Origin of the sequence: Frankia sp. ACN1ag, from assembly GCF_001414035.1 — a bacterium.
Lineage (GTDB): Bacteria > Actinomycetota > Actinomycetes > Frankiales > Frankiaceae > Frankia > Frankia torreyi.
In genome coordinates this window covers 162,023-183,073 of sequence record NZ_LJPA01000012.1, presented here as the reverse complement: position 1 = coordinate 183,073, position 21,051 = coordinate 162,023, and the positions used below count along the sequence as shown (strand labels likewise).

The window sequence follows — 21,051 nt, the reverse complement described above, 5'->3', positions numbered from 1 at the left end:
CCACCCGCCGCCCCTCGACGTCCCACCAGGTGACGTCCCACCAGGTGGAGTGGCTCGGGTGCAGTGTGAGAATTCGAACCCGCCTCCGGTTGAACCATGTGCCGTAGTCCCCGAAGGATGCAGGTCACCGCCGCCGGCCAGCGCCCCGGGCCGATCGAGGCCCCTCGTCCGCGAGTCCGTGCCAAAGGAAACTGTCGGAGGCTGGGGCCACACTCCATGGCATGTCGCTGACAGCCGTCTCGGCCCTGACCCGCGGAACCATCCACGCGCTGGCACCCGATCATGCTTCCGGCCGGTCGGGTGAACGGCTCGGCACCCCAGGAAGCTGGTCGGACCTGGGCATGACCGGCGAGACGCTGTGGGGGGCGTGCCGCGGAAGTGGGGCCACGCCGTACCGGGTGGTGGTGCTGGCCGGGGCCGAGTTCGCCTCCTCCTGCACCTGCCCGAGTCGCAAGTTCCCCTGCAAACACGCTCTCGGCCTGCTGTTCCTCGCCTGCGACACGCCGGCTGCGCTCACGACCGGTGACGACCCGCCGGACTGGGTGGCGCAATGGCTCGCGCGGCGGGCGGCCCGCGCCGCGCGAGCGGCCTCCCCTGACGCGGCCCCAGAACAGGTTGCGGGAACAGGCGAGGCTGGAGGCGCAGGGAAGGCGGGGGTGTCTCGAGCCGCCTCGTCGGCGCGCGCGCAGGCCCGCCGCGACGCCCGGGTCGACGCCGGAGTCGCGGAGCTGAGCCGCTGGCTGGTCGATCTCGCCCACGGCGGGCTCGGCGCCGCCCAGGTCCAGCCGGCCTCCTGGTGGGAGGCGACCGCGGCGCGGATGGTCGACGCGCAGGCGCCAGGGCTGGCCGAGGTCGTCCGCGACATGGCGCGCATCGCCGCGGTGGGCGGTCCCGACTGGCCCGCTCGGCTCACCGACCGGCTCGGCCGGCTGTACCTGCTCTGCCAGGGCTGGTCGAGGCGGGCTGAGATCTCACCGGCGCTCGTCGAGGTGGTGCGCGACCGGATCGGTTTCCCCCGGAGCACGGCGGACGTGCTCGGCGGTGAGCGGCTCACCGGGCCGATCGACGTCCTGGGCGAGCGCCTGTTCGCCACCGGAAAGCTGAAGGGGCGCCGGCAGTGGCTGCGAGTGCCCGGGTCCGAGCGGCTCGCGCTGCTCGTCACCTACGGCACCGGCAAGCAGCCGCCACCGCCGAGTCTCCCCGTCCTCACCCGCATCGACGCCGACGTCGCTCCGTACCCCGGGCGTCACCCGACCAGACTGGCGCTCGCCGCCACGCGCGCCGGCCCGGTGCCCCTCACCGAGTTGGCCGCCGCCGGTTCCGGCGACGCGGCGGGGAGCTGGCAGGAGGCGCTGGCTGCGCTCACCCCGGCCCTGACCGCGGATCCGTGGGCTGATCCCGTCGGGTTCGTCGTCCGGCAGATCACCGTGCTGCCACCCGCCATCGGCGCTGCGCGCGAGGCTCCAGCGGGCGCGGCGAGGAAAGGTCGGCGGGACGGCCCTTCCTCGGGTGACGGTGCGGGTTGGCTGCTGCGGGACCGGCTCGGGCAGGCCCTGCCGCTGGCGGCCGACACGGCCGCCGTGTGGGGCTGGCACCTGCTGGCCGTCGGCGGCGGCCACCCCCTCGACCTGGTCGTGGAGTGGGATGGGTTCGATGTGGTGCCGTTGGCGGCAGCTCCGTCCCGGCCGCAGCCCGGCACGGAGCTTCCCGCACCGATCAGCCCGCCGGTTCCTCACAGCGAGCCCCCCCAGCCGGCCGCCTGCCCGCGACCGACGCCAGGATGGTCCGGCCTGGTCGACGCGGCCGTCGTCGGGGCGACGCGGGCCACCGTGCCTGCCGTCCCGCATCTTGACGACATCCTGGCCGGCAGGGCGAACGGCGGGGCCTCGGCGGGCGGCGGCGGCGCCGAGGACGGGCCCTCGCGCGCCGTTGCCCTGCTGCGCGCCGCGGCCCTCGCGGCCTGCGCGCGGCGCGCCGGCCTGCTCGCCGCCGACGCCGGCGCGTTGCCGGCCCCCAGCCCCGCCTCGCCCGAGCGGGCGGCGGCGCTGGTGCCGCCGGCGGCGCGCATCGTCGAGGGCGCGCTGGCCGGCTCCGAGCCGGAAGGGACTCGCGAGTACCTGGAGCTGGTGGCCGAAGCGGGATGGCGCGTCCCGGAGCTGCTCATTGCGGAGCTGCTCTCGCTGGGCCGACGGAATGTCGAGGTGCGGGCTCCGATCGTCGAGGTCCTCGGCGAGCGCGGGCGGTGGCTGGCCGGCCTGCACCCGGACGGCCGGTGGGTAGCGGGCACGGATCTGGCCGACTGGCCGACCGCGAGCGCCCTGGAACGGCGCACGCTGCTGCAGGAACTGCGGCAACGCGACCCGGCCGCCGCAATCACACTGTTGCGCGGCTCGGCGGACGGTCCCGCCTTCGCCGCCTTCGACGCGGCCAGCGCCGCGCAACGCCTCGCCTTCTGCGAGGCACTGCGCGTCGGTCTCGGTCCCTGGGACGTCGACCTGCTCGAACACGCCCTGGACGACCGGCGCCCCGACGTCCGGCAGGCTGCGATCGAGATCGCTCTGCTGCTGCCCGGCGCCGGCTTGCAGGCACGCGCCGAGGCGCGCACCGAAGGAATGATCACAGCACGGCGCGACGGCCTGAGCCGGCGCCACCATCTTGAGATCGTCCTGCCCGCAGAGTGCACCGACGAGATGCGGCGCGACGGCATCAGCGACACGGTTCCGGCCCACTCGCACCTCAGCACGGCGACGGCCGGCGAGATCATGTTCGTGGCCGAACTCGCCCGCGTCGATCCGACCGTGTGGACGCGCCGCACCGGGCTGACCCCCGAGGAGTTCCTCGACGCCGTGGCCGACCTGCCGGGCACGACCCGTCCAGTGAGCGAGCTGCTGAGCGACGGGCTGCTTCCCGCCGTCCTGCGCCATGGCGATCCCGGCTGGGTCGCGGCGTTCCTCCCCCGCGTCGGGCGGGTGGGTCAGGGGCAGCTCATCGCGTGCCTGGCCGAGCCCGCCCGCACGCAGGCCCTCACGCACACGCTGCGCGAGCTGAGGCTCGACTCCTACCACCCAGACGGGTCAGCCGCCCGAGACCGGGACGGGCGGTGGCGGGACACGCCGGTCGAGCGGATCACGACGCTGTTGACCGCGGTGCCCGGCCCGTGGTCCGAGCCGTTCTCCCGGGCGGTGTGGACCGCGCTCACCGCCCTGTCCGCCAGGGGCTACTCCGACGACTACCGCCTGCGTGAGCTCATCGGACCCATGGCCTGGGCGCTGCATCCCGACACCGATCTCGGCGATCCCGACCCGGATCGGCCGAAGTACCTGGATCTCGACGGACGCACCCGGCTGAGCACGATCCTCGGCGCCCGACGGCGGCTGCGCGCCGCGCTGACCAACCCACCCCCCGCCGGCACCGGGCCGGCCGGCCCGGTCCCTCTCCCCCAGGAAGGCCCCTCGTGACCCTGGCGCCCCCGTCCACCAGCCCCGCCGCGCCCGACACCGTTCCCCCGGCGGGCGGCGCGCCGCTGCTGCGTCCACACGCAGAGCAGGCGTACGCCGGCGAACTCGCCGCGCTCGCCGCTGCCGACACCAGGACGCGCCCGCCGTCCTGGCGGCTGTCGCCGTGGGCGGTCGTCACCTACCTACTCGGCGGCGTGCTCGACGACGGGACGGTCATTTCCCCGAAGTACATCGGCTCCCGGCGCCTCGTCGAGGTCGCGGTCGCCACCCTCGCCACCGACCGGGCGCTGCTGCTGCTCGGCAGCCCCGGCACCGCCAAGACCTGGCTGTCCGAACACCTCGCCGCGGCGGTCAGCGGCGATTCGACCCTCGTCGTGCAGGGCACCGCCGGCACCTCCGAGGACGCCGTCCGCTATGGCTGGAACTACGCCCGCCTGATCGCCGAGGGGCCCTCCCCCGACGCGCTGGTGCCCTCACCGGTGATGCGTGCGATGACCCGCGGATCGATCGCCCGGGTCGAGGAGCTCACCCGGATGGGCGCCGAGGTACAGGACGCACTCATCACCGTGCTGTCGGAGAAGACCCTGCCCGTTCCCGAGCTGGCCAGCGAGGTGCAGGCCGTCGCCGGGTTCGCCGTGATCGCCACCGCCAACGACCGTGACCGCGGCGTCAACGAGATGTCCTCGGCGCTGCGCCGCCGGTTCAACACCGTCGTGCTGCCGCTGCCCGCCAGCGAGGACGCCGAGGTGGAGATCGTCACCAAGCGGGTCGCCGACCTCGGCCGAGCGCTGGCGCTGCCGGACGAACCGCCGGCCGCGAGCGAGGTGCGCCGCGTCGTGAAGATCTTCCGGGAGCTGCGCGCCGGCGTCACCAGCGACGGGCGCACCACGCTGAAGATCCCGACCGCCACCCTGTCCACCGCCGAGGCGATCAGCGTGATCACCGGGGGAATGACGCTGGCCACCCACTTCGGCGACGGCCGGCTGCGGGCCGAGGACGTCGCCGCCGGGCTCATCGGCGCGGTGATCAAGGATCCCTCGGCGGACCCCGTGGCCTGGCGCGAGTACCTCGAAGGTGTGGTCCGGGACCGGAAGGGCTGGTCGGACCTGTACCGGGCCTGCCGTGACCTGGACGACGACACGAGCGTCTTCGGCGGCGCCTGATGCCCGTCACCGTTCTGGGAGTACGCCACCACGGCCCCGGTTCGGCGCGGGCGGTGCGAGCAGCGCTCGCCGAGCTCGATCCGGACCTCATCCTCGTCGAGGGACCGCCCGAGGGGGACAGCGCGCTCATCCACGTCGGCGCACTCACCCCACCCGTGGCGCTGACCGCCTACGCCGTCGACGAGCCGCGGGACGCCGCCTTCTGGCCCTTCGCCGAGTTCTCCCCCGAGTGGCAGGCCCTGCTGCACGGCCGTGCGGCGGGCGTGCCCACCCGGTTCATCGACCTGCCCTTCGGTCACGACCTGGCGCTGCGCCGGCGCGACGCCGAGACCGGCCCTTGCGATGACGCGGCGGAAGCAGGCGACGCGGCGGGATCAGTCGACGCGGCGGAAGCAGGCGACGCGGCGGAAGCAGGCGACGCGGCGGTCCCGGAGCTGGCGGCCGACCCGCTCGGCTGGTTGGCGTTCGCCGCCGGCCACGACGACCCGGAACGGTTCTGGGAGGACCTCGTCGAGCACCGCCGACCGGCGAGCACGTCGGCGGCCGGCGCGGGCGGCCGTTCCCCGGCGCTGGAGCTGTTCGCCGCCGTGGCCGAGTCCATGGCGGCGCTGCGCGATCCCGAACACCAGTCCGGTTCGGATGCGCCTCGGGGGGCGCACGCTCGACGCGAGGAACTACGGGAGGCGCACATGCGCCTGGAGATCCGCGCGGCCAGCACCGGCGCCGACGCCGCCGCGCGGGTCGCCGTGCTCTGCGGTGCGTGGCACGTCCCGGCGCTGACCGGCCGGACGGGCCGGATCACCGTCGCGGCAGACCGTGAGCTGCTGCGCGGCGTCCGGCCGGTGCGCACCGCCACGACGTGGGTGCCGTGGACGCACGCGCTGCTGAGCGCCGAGGCCGGCTACGGCGCCGGCGTCACGTCACCGGGCTGGTACCACCACCTGTGGACCGCGCCCGATCAGGTCGGCGCCCGGTGGGTCGCCCGCGTCGCGGCGCTCCTGCGCGCCGCCGACCTGCCCGCCTCGACGGCCTCGGTGGTGGAGACCGTGCGGCTGGCCGAGGCCCTCGCCGCGGTGCGCGAGCGAGCCGTCCCAGGGCTTACCGAGCTGACCGACGCGGTGCTGGCCGGACTCTGCGCCGGTGACCCGGTGCCGCTGGCCGTCGTCCGCGAACAGCTCGTCGTCGGTGACATCGTCGGCGCCGTCGGCCCCGACGTGCCCACCGTGCCGCTGGCCGCCGACGTCGCCCGCGCGCAGAAAAGACTGCGGCTCGCGCCCACCACGGTGGAGAAGCCGCTGCGCCTGGACCTGCGCCGCGAGCTCGACCGGGAGCGCAGCGCCCTGCTGCACCGGCTGCGCCTGCTCGACGTCGACTGGGGTACCCCCACCGCGACCAGCAGCACCGGCACGTTCGCCGAGGGTTGGACACTCTGCTGGAAGCCGACGTTCGCGCTGGCGCTCGTCGCGGCCGCCAGGCACGGCGCGACCGTCGAGGACGCCGCGGGCGACGTCGTCGCCGGACGCACCCGGGACGCGCCCGACCTCGCCGCCATCACCCGGCTGTTCGAGCAGGTGGTCCTCGCGGACCTGCCCGCCGCGCTCGAGGCGGTGCGCGCGGGGCTGGAACAGCGCGCGGCCACGACCGGCGACGTCGCCCACCTGATGCTGGCGCTGGCGCCGCTGGCACGGGTCCACCGTTACGGCGACGTGCGCGGCACCGACACCGGCCTGGTCGTCGGGCTGACGACGAGCCTGATGATCCGCATCTGCGCGGGGTTGCCGCCGGCCTGCGCAAGCCTCGACGACGACGCCGCGGACGCCATGGTCGCCGCCATCGACACCGCGGACACCGCCTTCGGGCTCGTCGCCGACCCCGAACACATCGCCCGGTGGCACACGGCGGTGGGCGTCGCCGCCGCCACGGCCGGCGGTAACCCACTGGTCGCCGGGCGGTGTACCCGCATCCTGTCCGACGCCGGCGGACTTGCGGCCGCGGAGGTGGCGACCAGGCTGGCGCGGGCGCTGTCCACGGCCGGCGGCGCCCCCGCAGACGCCGCGCGCTGGCTCGCGGGCTTCCTCGGCCGGTCCGGCGCGGTGCTGGCCCGCGACCCCGCGATGCTGTCGCTCGTCGACACCTGGTTGGCCGACCTCGACGGGGACGCCTTCACGGTCGTGCTGGCGCCCCTGCGCCGCACGTTCGCCGACTTCACCGGTCCGGACCGTCGCCTGATCGGCGAACGGGTCCGCTCCGGTCTGCCCCGGCCGACCGCCGGCCCGCCGGGCGGCGCCGCGACAGACCAGGCGGACGCCGCGCGCCCGGGAGGCAGTCGGGCGGGGAACCCGGCCCGGGCCATCCCGCCGGCCGGCGCGGTCCCTGCCGGTGACGGCCCGGCCTGGGACCTCGACCGGGTCGCGGCCGTGTTGCCCGCCCTCACCGCCTTGCTCGGTCCTGCCGGCACGGCACCTGCCGCCGGCCTCACGCCGGCCGACACCACACCGGCCCGCACCACACCGGCCCGCACCCGATCTGACCGCACCCGATCTGACCGCACAGGGCCTGACGCCACAGGGCCTGCCCACACCGCGCCTGCCCGCGCGGAGGAGGAATTCTCCGATGCCTGACCACACGACCACAGCCGTCGACGGTCCGGGGCCGGCGCGGTCCGCCGGCGAGACGGCGGAGGAGGAACGGCTGCGGCGGTGGCGGCTGGTCCTGGGCGCCCCGGCGGCGCCCGCGTTCGACCCGGCGCGGACGCTGTCGACGCGGGACATGGACATCGACGCCGCCCTGGGCGCGCTCTACGACGCCGACGCCGACGGCGACGGCGACGGCGGCAAGGCCGGTGGCGGTCGTGGGCGGCGGCGCTCGGCGGGGCTCGGCGGATCGGCGCCGACGGTGACCCGCTGGCTCGGCGACATCCGCGACTACTTCCCGTCGTCGGTGGTGCAGGTGCTCCAGCACGACGCCGTCCAACGGCTGGGGCTCGCTCGGCTGCTGATGGAGCCCGAGCTGCTGGCGGCGGCCGAACCGGATGTGCACCTGGTGGGCACGCTGCTGTCGTTGCGTTCGGCGCTGCCCGAGCGCACCCGGGAGACCGCGCGGATGGTGGTGCGCACGGTCGTCGAGGACATCGAGCGGCGGTTGGCGCAGTCGCTGCGCTCGGCGGTGTCCGGCGCGCTGAACCGCGGCGAACGCGCCCGCACCCCGCGGCTGCCCGACGTCGACTGGAACCGGACGATCCTCGCCAATCTGCGCAACTACCAGCCCGAGCAGCGCACCGTCATCGTCGACCGGTTGATCGGCTACCAGCGGGCCCGGCGCGTGGCGGCGCTGCGCGACGTCATNCTGCTCATCGACCAGAGCGGGTCGATGGCCTCGTCGGTCGTCTACGCCGGGGTGCTCGGCGCGTCGTTGGCCAGTATCAGGTCCCTGCGCACCCGGCTGGTCGTCTTCGACACGTCGGTGGTGGACCTGACCGACTCCCTCGACGACCCCGTCGACGTGCTCTTCGGGGTCCAGCTCGGCGGCGGCACCGACATCGACCGCGCGGTCGGCTACGGCGCGAGTCTCGTGCGCCGGCCCACCGACACCGTCCTCATCCTGATCAGCGATCTCATCGAGGGCGGCGACCAGTCGTCGTTGATCGCCCGGCTGCGTGGGCTCGTCGATTCCGGGGTGGCCGTCATCGTGCTGCTGGCGCTGTCCGACGACGGCGCCCCCGCCTACGACCACCAACTCGCGGCAACCTGCGCGCAGCTCGGCGCGCCGGCCTTCGCCTGCACCCCGGACAGATTCCCCGAGCTGCTGGCCACGGCGCTGCGCCGGGAGGAGGTCGGCCGGTGGGCGGCGCTGCACGGCCTCGTTCCGGCCTGACGGCGAGGACGCTGAGGGACTCGCGTCGGCTGCGGGGCGACATCTGCGGCCCGGAGCACCGGCGAGCCGTTGCGTCCCGGCGGGCGGGGCCGGAGGTCAGTGCGAACGGCTGGGTTCGAGGAAGGTCTGGGTGCCAAGGACGGCGAGCATCTCCAGGCGTTCACCCGCCCCCGAGCCGGGCTGCGGGCGGAACAGGACCAGCCGCTGGCCCGATGGCGGGCTGACCACCGCGTCGCACTCCAGCTCGAGCCGGCCGACCTCGGGATGGATCAGCACCTTACGGGTGGTCCGCCGCACCGCCACCTCCTGACGGGCCCACACCTCGCGGAACTCCGCGCTGGCCGCCGAGAGCTCGGCGACGAGGGAACGGACTGCTTCGTCCTCGTGCCGCCGGCCCAGCGTCACGCGCAGGTCGGCGACGTGCTCGCGGCCGAGGGTGTCGTGCTGGTCGGCCAGGTATCGTGCGCGCAGCTCACCGTCGGTGAACCAGCGCCACAGGAAGTTGCGTCCCCGGCCCGGCGCGCGGGCGATCGGGCCGAGCAGCGCGACGTTCAGCGGGTTCTGCGCCACGACGTTGGCGAGGTCATCCGAGATGAGCGCCGGCACGGTGGGCGCGAGTGCGTCCAGCACGCACATCAGGCCGGCGTCGGCGTAGCCGAGCGAGCAGTGCCGCGGCGGGGCTTCGTGGCCGGCCAGCAGGTAGATGTGGTCGCGCTCGTCCAGCGTGAGGCGCAGCGCCCGCGCGATCGCACCGAGCATCGACGGTGACGGCCGCGGCCCGCGGCCCTGCTCGATCCGCTCGTAGTAGTCCGTCGACATGTCTGCGAGCACGGCGACCTCGTCGCGGCGAAGCCCGGGCGCCCGTCGCCGACCGCCGGCGACCAGCCCGACATCCGACGGCCGCAGCAGCTCCCGCCGGTGACGAAGGAAGACACCCAGCTCCTGGCGCTGCACGGCGATCCCTCCGCGGTTCCATTCGACCGGCTTCCACGCGGCCGTGCGCCCACGGCCCATCAGACATCTCCATCATGACCGCGGGCGGCCGGACTATCCCCGGACTCGCGATCCGGGGATGACCGAGACGCCGCTGACAGCCGGCGGAGGTGTCAGGGTGAAATGCGAGCACCACTGGCGTGTCACGGGAGGAATCATGTCCGACAACAGAATCGCTCTGATCACCGGCGCGAGCCGCGGCCTCGGGCGCAGCATGGCCACGCACCTCGCCCGCGCCGGGGTAGGCGTCATCGGCACCTACAACAGCCGCAAGGACGAGGCCGATCGGCTCGTGGCGGAGCTCGAGGAGCAGGGGGTGCCCGCGGCGGCGCTGCAGCTCGACGTGGGCGACAGCGCCGGCTTCGCCCGGTTCGCGGCCGACGTCCGCACGACGCTCGCCGGCCTCGGCGCCGAGCGCATCGACTACCTCGTCAACAACGCCGGAATCGGCCTCTACGCGCCGTTCACGGAGACGACCGAGGAGCAGTTCGACGAGTTGTTCCGGATTCACGTGAAGGCGCCGTTCTTCCTGACGCAGACGCTGCTGCCGCTGCTGGCCGACGGCGGACGCATCCTCAACGTGTCCTCCGGCCTGGCCCGCTTCACCCATCCGGGCACCTCCGCCTACGCCGCCGCGAAGGGCGCGATCGAGGTCCTGACCAGGTACCAGGCCAAGGAGCTCGGCGAGCGGGGCATCCGAGTCAACGTGCTCGTGCCCGGGGCGATCGCCACCGACTTCGGCGGCGGCCGGCTCCGGGACAACGCCCGGCTCAACGAGGCGGTCGCGAGCGCCATTCCGCTGGGCCGCGTGGGCGAGGCCGAGGACATCGGCGCGGCCGTGCCACTGATCCTCGCCGACGGCTTCGGTTGGGCCAACGGCACCCGCATCGAACTGTCCGGCGGCCAGAACCTCTAGCGCACCGCTGGCCCACTGCCGGTCCGCCGCTGGATCAGGGGGCGAGGCTGTCCAGGGCGTCGGGGGTGACCGCGCCCGTGGCGGCCGAGCCGAGCAGGTCGGCGAGCTCCCGCCGGGGGGCCGCCTGCCCGGTCGGAGCGGCGCCGCGGATCCGGTCGAGCCGGAAACCGCGGGGGGCGCGCCGCAGGCGGCACCAGGCCACCAGGTACCAGCGGCCGCCGGCGGTGAGCAGGCCGGCCGGCTCCGCCTCCCGTTCCGATGTCCGCCCGCCGGCGTCCTGGTAGCCCAGCGGCAGCACCTCCCGCCTGGTCAGGGCACGCTCCACGTGACCAGTAGGTCAGGATCGGCTGATGGGACCGCAGTATCCGCCGATCGAGCCGTACGACGCCGGGATGCTCGACGTCGGCGACGGCAACCTCGTCTACTGGGAGGTCTGCGGCAACCCGGCCGGCAGGCCGGCGCTCGTCGTCCACGGCGGGCCGGGCTCGGGCTGCTCGCCGGGGGCGCGCCGCTGGTTCGACCCGGAGCGCTACCGGGTCGTCCTGTTCGATCAGCGCGGCTGCGGTCGCAGCACCCCGCATGCCGCCGACCATGACACCGACCTGCGGCACAACACCACCCACCATCTGCTGGCCGACATGGAGCTGCTCCGCGAGCACCTCGGGATCGACCGGTGGCTGCTGTACGGCGCCTCCTGGGGTTCGACGCTCGCCCTGGCCTACGCCGAGCGCCACCCGCACCGGGTGTCGGAGATCGTCCTCGCGGCCGTGACGATGACCCGCCGCCGCGACATCGACTGGCTCTACCGAGGCGTGGCCCGGTACTTCCCCGAGGAGTGGGAACGGTTCCGAAACGGGCTGCCGCCCGCCGACGGCGACGGCGACGGCGACGGCATCGTCGCCGGCTACGCACGTCTGCTCGCGGACCCCGACCCGGCGGTGCGTCGGCGGGCCGCCGACGAGTGGTGCGCCTGGGAGGACGCGGTCATCTCACTGGAGTCGAACGGGCAGCCGGGCGCGTACGGCGGCCGCCCGCAGCGGGCGCGGCTCGCGCTGGCGCGGATCTGCTCGCACTACTTCGCGCACGGGGCCTGGCTGGACGAAGGCGTGCTGCTCCGCGACGCCGGTCGGCTCGCCGGCATCCCGGGTGTGCTGATCCACGGCCGCCACGACCTGGGCGGCCCGTTCCTCGTCGCCTGGGAGCTGGCCCGCGCCTGGCCGGACGCCGAACTCGTCCCGATCACCGACTCCGGCCACACCGGCAGCGACGCCCTGGGCCGCCGGCTGCGCAACGCACTCGACCGGTTCGCCCGAGGTCAGGAGGACAACTCGAGCGCGCCGGTGTAGGCGCCGTCGGCGTCGAGGACGGGAACGGCGGCGTCGGCGTCGAGGTCGGCCGCGCAGGCCACGTCGTCGTCCCAGCCCAACGCGAGCAGCTCCCGGCCGGACGCCGAGCAGCGCAGCTCGCCGGCCAGATCGGCCTCGGCGGCGCGGAACGCGGCGATGGCGGCGCGCGCCTCCGGGGCGACCGCCGCACGTTCCAGGGACCCCGCCTCGAGGATCCGGGCGAGGACCGCGCCGGCGCCGAGCAGATCCTCGACCGCCGGGCGGAGGGGGCCGGCGTGCGACGCCCCGGACGGATCGGGCCAGCGCTCGCCGGCCGCGATGACGGCCACGGTCCCGCCGTCGGCCAGCCGGTCGGCCGCCAGGCGGCCGACCGCGGCCGCGTTGCGCGGGCAGCCGGCGACAGGCGTCGCGGGACCGAGCGCGGCAGCCGCGGACAGGGCCGAGCCGTTGGGGGAGGGCAGGAGCAGCCGGGTGCCGGCGGGGATAGCCGCCAGGTCCGCCGGCGACAGCGACCAGTGGGCGGCGGGATCATCGCGGCCCGGCACGGCGAGAACCGCGCCCAGCTCGGCGGCCCGCCGCGCCGCGTCCTCATCGCGCCACCGGCACGGCCAGACCCGCGCGCCCCGACCGACCGCGACCGAGACCGCCGTCGAGAACCGCAGCACATCGACGATCACGACAATGCCGCCGGGGGCGGCGAGGACGTCGAGATCCTCCCGGCCCCAGCCGAAACGGAGCCGGAAGGGGTGCTGCGCCGCCGGGTTCACGCAGCGGCGTCGGGAACGGTGATCTCCGCGCGGTCGGCGTAGAAGGCGACCCGGCCGGCGATGTCGACGACGGCCGGGTAGGGGTTCTCGTAGGTCCAGATGACATCGCCGAGCGTCGTGCCGTCCGAGGTCTCGACGCTGTAGTAGCTCGCGTCGCCCTTGTACGGGCAGTAGCTGGTGGTCTCGCTGCGGCGCAGCACGCTCTGGTCGACGTCGGCGATCGGGATGTACTGCACCGGCGGGTAGCTGGCCTCGCGCAGGGTGCGGGAGTCGTGCGAGTCCGCGACCACCCGCCCGCCGATCCGGACGACCACCCGGCCGCGGGTCGGCTCGACGGTGATCGGATGGTCTGCGTTCGGCAGCAGGACCGTTCGCGACATCAGGCTTCCTCCAGACCAGCCGGGCCCGCAGGCGGACCCGCGGATGCGGACACCCCGGCGGCAAGCAGCCGACGAGGGCGGCCCGCCCGGCAAGGGCGAAACTCGGCGCAGACAAAGGCTCCGCCGCATCGCCGAAACCGTCAACCCTGCTTCGGCACAGCCATCACGATGCACAGCCGCCACGATGCGGCAACCCGCCTGACTGCCGCTGTCATCCCTTCTCCCGCCCATTTCCCGCGTCGGAGGGCGACGCCTAGGCGACAGTTGGTTGCGAATCCCTCACTGCCGGTAGATGCTGCGGCCACATCGTCGCACCTCACATCGCGGCAGCCATCAGACCTCGGGGGAACCTTCATGCAACCGGACATCGCCGACCCCACCCAACCGGCCTTCCTCGCGACCTACCTGGCCGGACTCCCGCAACCCGATCATGATCACGCCGGTCCGGCGCGCAGCGTGCGCGAGGACGACTTCGACGGCCATCACGTCGTCATCACGACCACCTACGAGATCACCGTCGACGGGCAGCCGTTGAATGTGCACATCGGGCTGTCGAACGACGGCTCGGCGCACTGCCACGGCCTGCCCGCCTACCAGCTCCCCTCGCTGGTGGACCTGGTGCGGGTGCTCATCCGCACCTTCCCCGACGAGTTCTCCCCGCACCCGACGCCCGGAGACGGCCACGACGGCCAGCACGGCCACGACGGCCAGCACAGCCACGATCACGGCGACGGCGACGGCGACGGCGACGGCCGCATCCACGGCGACGAGACCTCGGGAGGGCGGTGAGATGGCCGCGGTCCGCCGGGACATCCTCCACGACGACAAGGCGCGAGCCGACTACATCCGCGGCGTCAAGCTGCTCAAGCACGAGCCCACGACGCTGACCACGGACCGGTTCGGCATCTCCGGGCGCGCCCGCCCCGTGTACACCTACGACCTGTTCGTCATCTGGCACGTCCTCGCGATGAACACCGCGGTGCCACCGGGCGGTGACGCCGGAACCCGCAACGCCGCGCACCGCGGGCCGGTCTTCCTGCCCTGGCACCGGGTGATGCTCCGATGGCTGGAGGCACACCTGCAACGGGTTCTCGGTGACCCGGACTTCGGCCTGCCCTACTGGGACTGGGCGCTCGACGGCACCCCGCCCGCGCCGGACGGGGTGGCGAACCCGGCCGCCTCGGCGCTGTGGCGGGACACCCCGGACGGGTTCGGCGGCCAGGGCAGCCCCGTGCGCGGCGGCGCGTTCGCCTTCGACCGTGCCGACCCGACGAGTTTCCGGGTGCGGATCGCGACCAACTCCAGCGGCGCGCTGCGCCAGGTCACCGAGCGCGGCCTCGCCCGCAGGTTCGGCCAGAACGCGCCGTTCGGCTCGCCGCGGCTGCCTCGCACCAGCGACGTCCGCGCGGCCTACAACACGCGTGCCGACCCGAGCCTCGCCGACTACGACCGGCCGCCCTTCGACGTCTCGTCTCGCGGCTTCCGTAACCGGCTGGAGGGCTTCACCGGCCCCGGCCTGCACAACCAGGTCCACCTGTGGGTCGGCGGGGACATGGCCCCGGCATCGTCCCCGAACGACCCGGTGTTCTTCGTCCACCACTGCAACGTCGACCGGCTCTGGGAGGGCTGGATGAGCCGCAACGGCCGCCAGTACCAGCCGGACATGACGGCCCCGCCGACCCTGCTCGGCCACCGGATCGACGACCCGCTCGTCTCCCCGTTCGCCCCGGCCAGCAAGCCGGACACCCCGGGCGGCGTCCTCGACATCTCGGCCTTCTACAGCTACGACACCCTGCCCTGACCTTCCTTTCCCCGCCGGACGTCCGGCGGGGAAAGGGGACGCCCGGCTTGGACGGTCAGGACGCGGCGGGGGCGCCGAGCTCGGCGCGGTCGACGAGGTCGACGAGGTCGGCGAACCCGCGGCGGTCGACGAGGTCGGTGAACAGGTCCACGACGTCGGCGGCGAGCGAACGCAGTTCGTCGGCCGTGACCGGGCGGCTGTTCTCGAACGCGAGCTCGACGGTCCGGGCGAGCAGGTCCGCCCGCCGTTCGAGGGTGGCGACCGCGGGCTGGGCGGCGGCCCGCGGCGACGCGCTCTCGCCACCGACCAGCTCGCCCTCGGCCCGCACGAAACCCTCGAACGTCGCCTGGAACGCATAGGCGACCTCGTCGGCCCCGAGTTCGGCACGGAGCACGCCGTACTCGGCGAGCAGCCGGAAGTACCGTTCGGACACCAGGTGGTGGCGTTCGTCCCAGGCGGGGTCGTGCTGGCGGGCCAGCCGGCCGAGCAGCTCCGGGTCGGCCAGCAGCAGCCCGCGCAGCAGCGGACGGTGCATGACGGCGAGNAAGTAGTCGTGGGCGAACTGGTGCGGCAGGCAGGTACTCGGCCGGGTGCGCATCGCGACGAGCAGCTCGGACATCGCTCGGGCCACCGCCCGGTCGAAGACGGCGGCGAACAGCTTCTCCCGCGTCTCCCAGTGCAGGTAGACCGTGCCCTTGCCGATGTTGGCGCCGACCGCGACGTCCTCGACGGTCACCCGCCGCGCTCCGTGACGCAGCAGCAGATCCTCGGCGGCGTCGAGGATGCGCGTGGCGCGCTCCCGCCCGCGCGACGGGTCCCGGGACCGGCCGGCTGTCGGGCTCACGCGACGACCGTATGACCGCTTTCGAGAGCTGGTCAACGTTCATCACACCGCGCATTCAACTTTTGACCAGATTTGAAATCTGGTCATACGCTGACGGTTCGATCGGCCTCGACCCCACCCGCGGAGGACGTATGGGCAACCGGACGGTGCTCGTCTCCGGCGCCGGCATCGCCGGTACGACGCTCGCGTACTGGCTGTCATGGCACGGCTTCCGGCCGACGGTAGTCGAGCGCGGGCTGTGGCAGCGGACCAGCGGCAGCCCGGTGGACGTGCGCGGCCCGGCCCTCCGGGTGGCAGAGCGGATGGGGGTGCTCGCCCGGCTGCGGGCCGCCGCCACCAACGTGACGGGGATGCGGTTCGTGGACGCGGCCGGCCGCAGCGTCGGCCGTGTCAACCTGCGCGCGCTCGCGCGCGCGACCGGCGGCGGCGACGTCGAGCTTCCTCGCGGCGCGCTCGCAACGATCCTGCAGGCGGCGAGTGCGGAGCACGCGGAGTTCGTGTTCGGCGACTCGATCGCCGGTCTGGCGCAGGACGAACACGGCGTCGACGTGACCTTCGACCACGGTCGCTCCCGCCGATTCGACCTGGTCATCGGCGCCGACGGCCTCCATTCGGCAGTGCGCCGGCTCGCCTTCGGGCCAGACGCGAACTTCGTCCGTCACCTGGGCCTCTACATCGCCACGGTGCCGTTCAACGGGCCGATCGAGCACCGGCGTGAGGTGGTCATGCACAACACCCCGGGCCGGGCCGTCGCCCTACACCCCTCGGCCTCCGGGCCGATCGCGTTTTTCGCCTTCCGCCGCCCGGATCTGGCGGACTTCAACCATCGTGACATCGACCAGCACCGCACCCTGCTTGCCGGCGCCTACGCAGCCGGATCATGGCGGACGGCGGAGTTGCTGGCGCGGGCGCAGGCCAGCGAGGACCTCTACTTCGACGCGGTGAGCCGGGTGGACGTACCCGCCTGGTCGACGGGTCGGATCACGCTCGTCGGCGACGCGGCCTCCTGCGTGTCTCTGTTCGGCGACGGCTCCTCCCTGGCGATGGCCGGGGCATTCGCACTCGCCGAGGAACTGGCCGCAACCCCCGACGATCACCGCTCGGCCCTGCGCCGCTACGAGGCACGCCACCGCCGTCTCGTCGAGCCACGCCAGCGCGGCGTCGATCAGGCGGCTCACCTGCTCATCCCCACCACCTGGACCGGCATCCGCGCCCGCAACGCAGCCACTCGTCTGTGGCCGGCCGCCGCCGCTGCCGGTTGGCTCGGCAGCCGCCTGACCACCGCCGGTCGCGGCCCCCGCCCGCCCCACCACGCCCCCGCCCGCCCCGCCGGCGCCACCTCACCGGGCTGACCACTCCCGACCCCGCGCCACGATCACAGCGCTTGGTACAAGCGGGGAAAGCCCGCCCGAACGTGCGTCGGAGGACGACTACCGCCGGTCTCTCCACCAGGGGCGCTTCATCCTCGGGGGTGAACAGCCTCACCCACGGTCCGACGTCGCCGCGTCTCCGGCCAGAGAGACAGCGATGATCACGGTGGCTACCAACTCGTCGGATATGGCGATCCGGCCGATCAGCCCGGCGCGGGCGACCGCGTCGACGAGCGACGGCGCCTGCTGTGCGCTGGTCTCGAGCAACAAGCTGCCGCCTGGGGCGAGCCAGGACGGCGCGACGGCGACAACCCGACGCAGCACGTCGAGACCGTCCTTTCCACCGTCGAGAGACANCCGGGGCTCGTGCTCCCGCGCCTCGGGCGGCATCAGGCCGATCGCGTCGGTCGGGACATACGGCGCGTTGACCACCAGGAGGTCCACGCGTCCCCGCAATGACCTGGGGAGCGCGGCGAACAGGTCACCCTCGTGCACCAGACCTCCGCCGGCGACGACGTTGCGCCGAGCGCAGCGCACTGCGGCGGGCTCGATGTCGGCGGCGTGCACCTCAGCGTCAGGTAGAGCTGCGAGCAACGCTGCCGCCACTGCACCGGATCCACAGCACAGGTCGACCACGACCTCGCCGGGCCGGCCACCGGCCTGGTCGAGGGCCTGCCGGACGAGGAACTCGGTGCGGCGCCGGGGCACGAACACGCCGGCCTCGACCGCGATCTTCAGTCCGCAGAACTGCACCCAGCCGAGGATGTGTTCCAAGGGCTTGCCGGCGACCCGGCAGTCGACCATCGCGGCGAGCTCAGCGGCAGTCCGGGCGGCGCCCACAAGCAGTCGGGCTTCGTCCTCGGCGAAGACGCAACCTGCGGCACGCAGCCGACGAACGACATGGGGCAACGATGGAGACGGCGGAAGGGGCAAGGGAATTGACGACACGGGAAGCCTTTCGGGACACCAAAGGGCGCCCTCCCGATCACCAGGCCCGGTCGAACCACATGTGATCGCGGGAGGAGTACGCCCACCCTGATACCGCGGACATGGGTCCCACCTCCTCAAAAAGATCATCTATGACTGCGCCCACAGTACCAGAACCAGTCCGCCCTACCAGGGGCTACGCGCGGCCTCCTGGAACCGGCAGCAGGGCTCGATCGAGCAGCCCCGCGACGACCGCACCGATGACGGCGAGATCGAGGTAGTGGCAGGCCATCGCCCCCGCGTAGCTGGGGCCGCCCCACGCATTCACCGTGAAGTTCGGGTCCAGTCCGGCCAGCACCTGCACCCCAGCCCGCCAACACAGGTAGAGCAGCGGCACGGCCAAGGCGGCGAGAACAGCAAGCCGCCAGAGCGCCGCCGGGTGGCGGCGGACGGCCGGCCGAAATGCTGGCCCAGGCGCCGTCGACGTCGCGGTTGTCCTCGCTTCCTTCGCCCTGTTCAGTGTGCCGGCCGCATTGACTCCGACGGTCGCGCCTGGGGCTGACGCCTACGGCTCAACCGCGCACATCCTTCTGTTCGGAGCACTCGCCGCCGCGCCGCTGATCGCGGCCCGACGCTGGCCGCTTCCGGTGCTCGCCGGCGTCACCGCGGTTCTCTGCACGGCCGCGTTCGCAGGGGTCCGCTTCACGCCGTTGGTCAGCAACGCCGGGCCAGCGCTCGGCGTTGCCGTCCTCACCGTCGCCGATCACCACCCCAGACGGATGTCACTGGCCGCGACCACCGCGGCGGTCGCAGCGATTGCGGTCTCCGCCGCCGTCGCCATGCGGCTGTACCCCGATCAGGAACAGGATCTGGTCCAGGCACTCATCGCCGCAGCGGCCTGGCTGGTCGGCGATGCCTTCCGCACCCGCCGCCGCTACCGGTCCCGGCTGGCGCTGGAGGCACGCCGAGAGGCCACGGAGCGGGAGCGCCGGATCCGCGCCGAAGAGCGGCTTCGCGTCGCTCGAGACGTCCACGATGTCGTGTCGCACACTCTGAGCCTGATCGCGGTCCGCTCCGGAGTCGCCCGGCTGCTCGAGGACCCACGCGAGGCGCGCGAGGCACTGAGCGTGATCGAGACGACGAGCCGCTCGGCTCTCGACGAGGTGCGCCGCGTCCTACGCAGTACCCGCCAGGAGATCCGGGAGCCATCGGTTCGATCGGACGCGACGCTGACAACGCGACCGCAGGCGGAGCCTGCCGGGGTCTCGGGCCGGGCGCATGAGGCGGTCCCGTCGGGCGGGCGCCCCGAGCGCACCGAGTCAGCGCGAGCTGGCGAACAGGCCAGCGCTGACGAGCCAGCCAGGGTCACCGAACCGAAGCTCGCAGACCTGGGCCATCTGGTCGCCGGGCTGCAGCGACCTGGGTTCCGCACGTCATACCGGCGCACAGGCACCGAGCGCTGCTATCTACCGGTCCTGGAGACCTCGGTGTNCCGCATCGTCCAAGAAGCACTGACGAACGTGGTCCGGCATGCCAACGCCGCCGAGGCCCAGGTCAGTGTGCACGACGGGCCGCGGGAACTGGTCGTGAGCATCGTTGATGACGGCCATCCCCCACCGGGCGGCCCAGAGCATCATCACAGCGACGAGACGCCGGCAGATCGCCGGAGCGATCAGGCGCGCCACGACCCGGCTGATGAGCCGCCTGGCCCAACCTCGCGGCGACCCGAGCCGGGCAGAGGATCAGGACCCGGGCTGGGCCTGGTCGGGATGTACGAGCGAGCGGAACTCTTCGCCGGCACGCTCAGTGCGGGCCCCCAGGAACGAGGGGGATTCGCGGTCGTGGCCCGGTTTCCCGTCTCACCCGCCACCATGATCGCGGATCGGTCTTGTGAGCTCCCGCCAGTGCCTGTCCGGCCACGCCCCGTCGGGCAGGACACAGGCTGATGATGGTGACAGCCGATGGCTCCACACCGGCGGAGAGCCATGATGGGCTCCGTAACCGCGCTGATTCCGACTATGGATCCCGCCCGTTGTCGGCGGGCGACGGTCGCGTCCGGGTCCTCATCGCCGACGACGAGGCTCTGGTGCGCGCCGGTTTCCGGGCGCTGGTCGAGTCCGCTCCCGATCTCACGGTGATCGCGGAGGCCGGGACCGGCGCCCAGGCGGTGCGGTTGGCCAGGCACCTGCGCCCGGACGTCGTTCTCATGGACATCCGTATGCCGATTATGGATGGCCTGGAGGCGATGCGGATCATTGCTGCGGACCCTGGCACTGCCGCGACACGCGTCCTCGTGGTGACGACCTTCGATCAGGATGAACATGTCTTCGCGGCCCTGCGTGGCGGCGCCAGCGGATTCGTCCTCAAGGACACGCGCCCGGAGGACCTCCTGGCCGCGATCAGGATCGTGGCCGCCGGCGACGCGCTGCTGACCCCGAGCGTCACCCGGCGGCTCATCGTCGAGTTCGCCCAGCGGCCGCAGCGGCCCGCAGCCCGGGGCGAAGAGCTGACCCGGCTGACGGAGCGGGAGCGCGAGGTGCTCATCCAGGTTGCAGCGGGACTGTCGAACTCCGAGATCGCCAGGCGGCTGTTCGTCGGCGTCACAACCGTCAAGACGCATGTCAGCCGCTTACTGACCAAGCTTGGGGCGCGCGATCGGGCGCAGCTCGTCGTCGCCGCGTACGAGTCCGGCGTGGTATTCCCCGGCGCCGGTCCGCTCGCGCCGGGATCGGACCGCTCGTGAGAACGATTCAGGCGAGGGCATGCCCCGTAGTCGCCTCGACGTGGTCGGGCAACAGGTCATGGCGGTCCCCCACGGACAGGGTGCCTCTCGGTTCGACCAGGAGAATCGACGCGCCGGCCGGAGATGCGGGACGGTGCTCCACACCGCGCGGGACGACGAAGATCTCCCCCCGGTTCAGGATGATGACTCGCTCCCCTTTACCAGGCTCGTCGCGCACGGCGACGTGCAGAGTGCCCGCGAGCACGAGGAAAAGCTCGTCAGTATCGGAGTGCGTGTGCCAGACATGCTCGCCGGCGACCTTGGCGATGCGGATGTCGTAATCGTTCACCCGGGCGACGATGCGGGGACTCCACAGCGCCTCGAAGCTGTCGAAAGCGGCCTTGAGATCAACCGGATTCGCCCAGGCACCTCGCGGAGGCTCGGCAGCCGCTGCTTCAGGGACAGCGTGCGCGGAGCCGGCGGACGCGGGG

19 protein-coding genes and 3 pseudogenes are annotated in these 21,051 nt (G+C 73.4%); 13 read left to right on the top strand and 9 right to left on the bottom strand.

What is annotated here, in order from left to right:
• Window positions 1-221 precede the first annotated feature (221 nt).
• The 5 genes and pseudogenes from UK82_RS13275 to UK82_RS37590 all read left to right on the top strand — a co-directional run.
• On the top strand, window positions 222-3,458 hold the full coding sequence (locus tag UK82_RS13275; protein WP_055407431.1) for an SWIM zinc finger family protein: 3,237 nt from the start codon (window positions 222-224) through the stop codon (window positions 3,456-3,458).
• 2 nt (window positions 3,459-3,460) lie between these two features.
• Window positions 3,461-4,621, top strand: a complete 1,161-nt coding sequence (locus UK82_RS13270) for an AAA family ATPase (protein ID WP_220386714.1) — start codon at window positions 3,461-3,463, stop codon at window positions 4,619-4,621.
• Window positions 4,621-7,242, top strand: a complete 2,622-nt coding sequence (locus UK82_RS13265; protein ID WP_236705881.1) for a DUF5682 family protein — start codon at window positions 4,621-4,623, stop codon at window positions 7,240-7,242. The genes UK82_RS13270 and UK82_RS13265 overlap by 1 nt, the downstream gene beginning before the upstream one ends.
• Window positions 7,235-7,965: pseudogene (locus tag UK82_RS42020) on the top strand (hypothetical protein); the annotation flags it as partial. The gene UK82_RS13265 and the pseudogene UK82_RS42020, both read left to right, overlap by 8 nt.
• A gap of 1 nt (window position 7,966) precedes the next feature.
• Window positions 7,967-8,494 (top strand): VWA domain-containing protein (locus UK82_RS37590; RefSeq protein ID WP_236705880.1); only part of this gene is annotated, 528 nt, incomplete at its 5' end.
• Between the two features lie 96 nt (window positions 8,495-8,590).
• On the opposite strand, the gene UK82_RS13255 is transcribed toward UK82_RS37590, so the two are convergent.
• The gene (locus UK82_RS13255) at window positions 8,591-9,448 is read right to left on the bottom strand and encodes a helix-turn-helix transcriptional regulator (protein WP_044886028.1); all 858 of its coding nucleotides are present in this window, start codon (window positions 9,446-9,448) and stop codon (window positions 8,591-8,593) included.
• Between the two features lie 196 nt (window positions 9,449-9,644).
• Between UK82_RS13255 and UK82_RS13250 the strand changes: the two genes are divergently transcribed.
• Window positions 9,645-10,403, top strand: coding sequence for an SDR family NAD(P)-dependent oxidoreductase (locus UK82_RS13250; protein ID WP_044885979.1), 759 nt, complete (start codon window positions 9,645-9,647; stop codon window positions 10,401-10,403).
• Between the two features lie 34 nt (window positions 10,404-10,437).
• Here UK82_RS13250 and UK82_RS13245 read toward each other — a convergent pair whose 3' ends face one another.
• Window positions 10,438-10,728 carry a YafY family protein gene (locus UK82_RS13245; protein ID WP_236705879.1) on the bottom strand — a complete coding sequence of 97 codons (291 nt, stop codon included), beginning with the start codon at window positions 10,726-10,728 and terminating at the stop codon, window positions 10,438-10,440.
• 25 nt (window positions 10,729-10,753) lie between these two features.
• Between UK82_RS13245 and pip the strand changes: the two genes are divergently transcribed.
• A complete protein-coding gene (gene pip / locus UK82_RS13240; protein ID WP_055407427.1) occupies window positions 10,754-11,749 on the top strand; it encodes a prolyl aminopeptidase in 996 nt (331 codons plus the stop codon).
• Here the strand turns inward: pip and UK82_RS13235 are convergent.
• On the bottom strand, window positions 11,719-12,516 hold the full coding sequence (locus UK82_RS13235; protein WP_044885976.1) for a 2-phosphosulfolactate phosphatase: 798 nt from the start codon (window positions 12,514-12,516) through the stop codon (window positions 11,719-11,721). The genes pip and UK82_RS13235 overlap by 31 nt on opposite strands.
• Window positions 12,513-12,896, bottom strand: a complete 384-nt coding sequence (locus tag UK82_RS13230) for a DUF427 domain-containing protein (RefSeq protein ID WP_044885975.1) — start codon at window positions 12,894-12,896, stop codon at window positions 12,513-12,515. Before UK82_RS13230 ends, UK82_RS13235 begins: the two co-directional genes overlap by 4 nt.
• A 354-nt stretch (window positions 12,897-13,250) precedes the next feature.
• On the opposite strand from UK82_RS13230, the gene UK82_RS13225 reads away from it, so the two are divergent.
• Window positions 13,251-13,685 carry a hypothetical protein gene (locus tag UK82_RS13225; RefSeq protein WP_055407425.1) on the top strand — a complete coding sequence of 145 codons (435 nt, stop codon included), beginning with the start codon at window positions 13,251-13,253 and terminating at the stop codon, window positions 13,683-13,685.
• Between the two features lies 1 nt (window position 13,686).
• Window positions 13,687-14,697 (top strand): tyrosinase family protein, encoded by a 1,011-nt coding sequence (locus tag UK82_RS13220; RefSeq protein WP_044885973.1) that lies wholly within the window; start codon window positions 13,687-13,689, stop codon window positions 14,695-14,697.
• A gap of 545 nt (window positions 14,698-15,242) precedes the next feature.
• Here UK82_RS13220 and UK82_RS41485 read toward each other — a convergent pair.
• On the bottom strand, window positions 15,243-15,541 hold a 299-nt coding region (locus tag UK82_RS41485; protein ID WP_255354289.1), incomplete at its 3' end, for a TetR/AcrR family transcriptional regulator.
• 131 nt (window positions 15,542-15,672) lie between these two features.
• Between UK82_RS41485 and UK82_RS13210 the strand changes: the two genes are divergently transcribed.
• Window positions 15,673-16,893: an FAD-dependent monooxygenase gene (locus UK82_RS13210; protein WP_055407422.1), complete on the top strand. Its 1,221-nt coding sequence runs from the start codon at window positions 15,673-15,675 to the stop codon at window positions 16,891-16,893.
• 129 nt (window positions 16,894-17,022) lie between these two features.
• Here UK82_RS13210 and UK82_RS37580 read toward each other — a convergent pair.
• The 3 genes and pseudogenes from UK82_RS37580 to UK82_RS13200 all read right to left on the bottom strand — a co-directional run.
• Window positions 17,023-17,267: pseudogene (locus tag UK82_RS37580) on the bottom strand (putative protein N(5)-glutamine methyltransferase); the annotation flags it as partial.
• Between the two features lies 1 nt (window position 17,268).
• A partial coding sequence (locus tag UK82_RS37575; RefSeq protein WP_396230547.1) for a putative protein N(5)-glutamine methyltransferase occupies window positions 17,269-17,859 on the bottom strand: 591 nt, incomplete at its 3' end.
• A 175-nt stretch (window positions 17,860-18,034) separates the two neighbouring features.
• Entirely contained in the window at window positions 18,035-18,241 is a 207-nt protein-coding gene (locus UK82_RS13200) for a hypothetical protein (protein WP_236705877.1), read from the bottom strand.
• 376 nt (window positions 18,242-18,617) lie between these two features.
• On the opposite strand from UK82_RS13200, the pseudogene UK82_RS37570 reads away from it, so the two are divergent.
• The 3 genes and pseudogenes from UK82_RS37570 to UK82_RS13190 form a co-directional block, all read left to right on the top strand.
• Window positions 18,618-19,329: pseudogene (locus UK82_RS37570) on the top strand (histidine kinase); the annotation flags it as partial.
• A 1-nt stretch (window position 19,330) separates the two neighbouring features.
• On the top strand, window positions 19,331-19,784 hold a 454-nt coding region (locus UK82_RS42680), incomplete at its 5' end, for an ATP-binding protein (protein ID WP_396230545.1).
• Window positions 19,784-20,581: a response regulator transcription factor gene (locus tag UK82_RS13190; RefSeq protein ID WP_236705876.1), complete on the top strand. Its 798-nt coding sequence runs from the start codon at window positions 19,784-19,786 to the stop codon at window positions 20,579-20,581. The genes UK82_RS42680 and UK82_RS13190, both read left to right, overlap by 1 nt.
• Before the next feature lie 7 nt (window positions 20,582-20,588).
• Here the strand turns inward: UK82_RS13190 and UK82_RS13185 are convergent, their stop codons facing one another.
• Window positions 20,589-20,936 (bottom strand): cupin domain-containing protein, encoded by a 348-nt coding sequence (locus UK82_RS13185; protein WP_044886025.1) that lies wholly within the window; start codon window positions 20,934-20,936, stop codon window positions 20,589-20,591.
• Window positions 20,937-21,051: the final 115 nt, after the last annotated feature.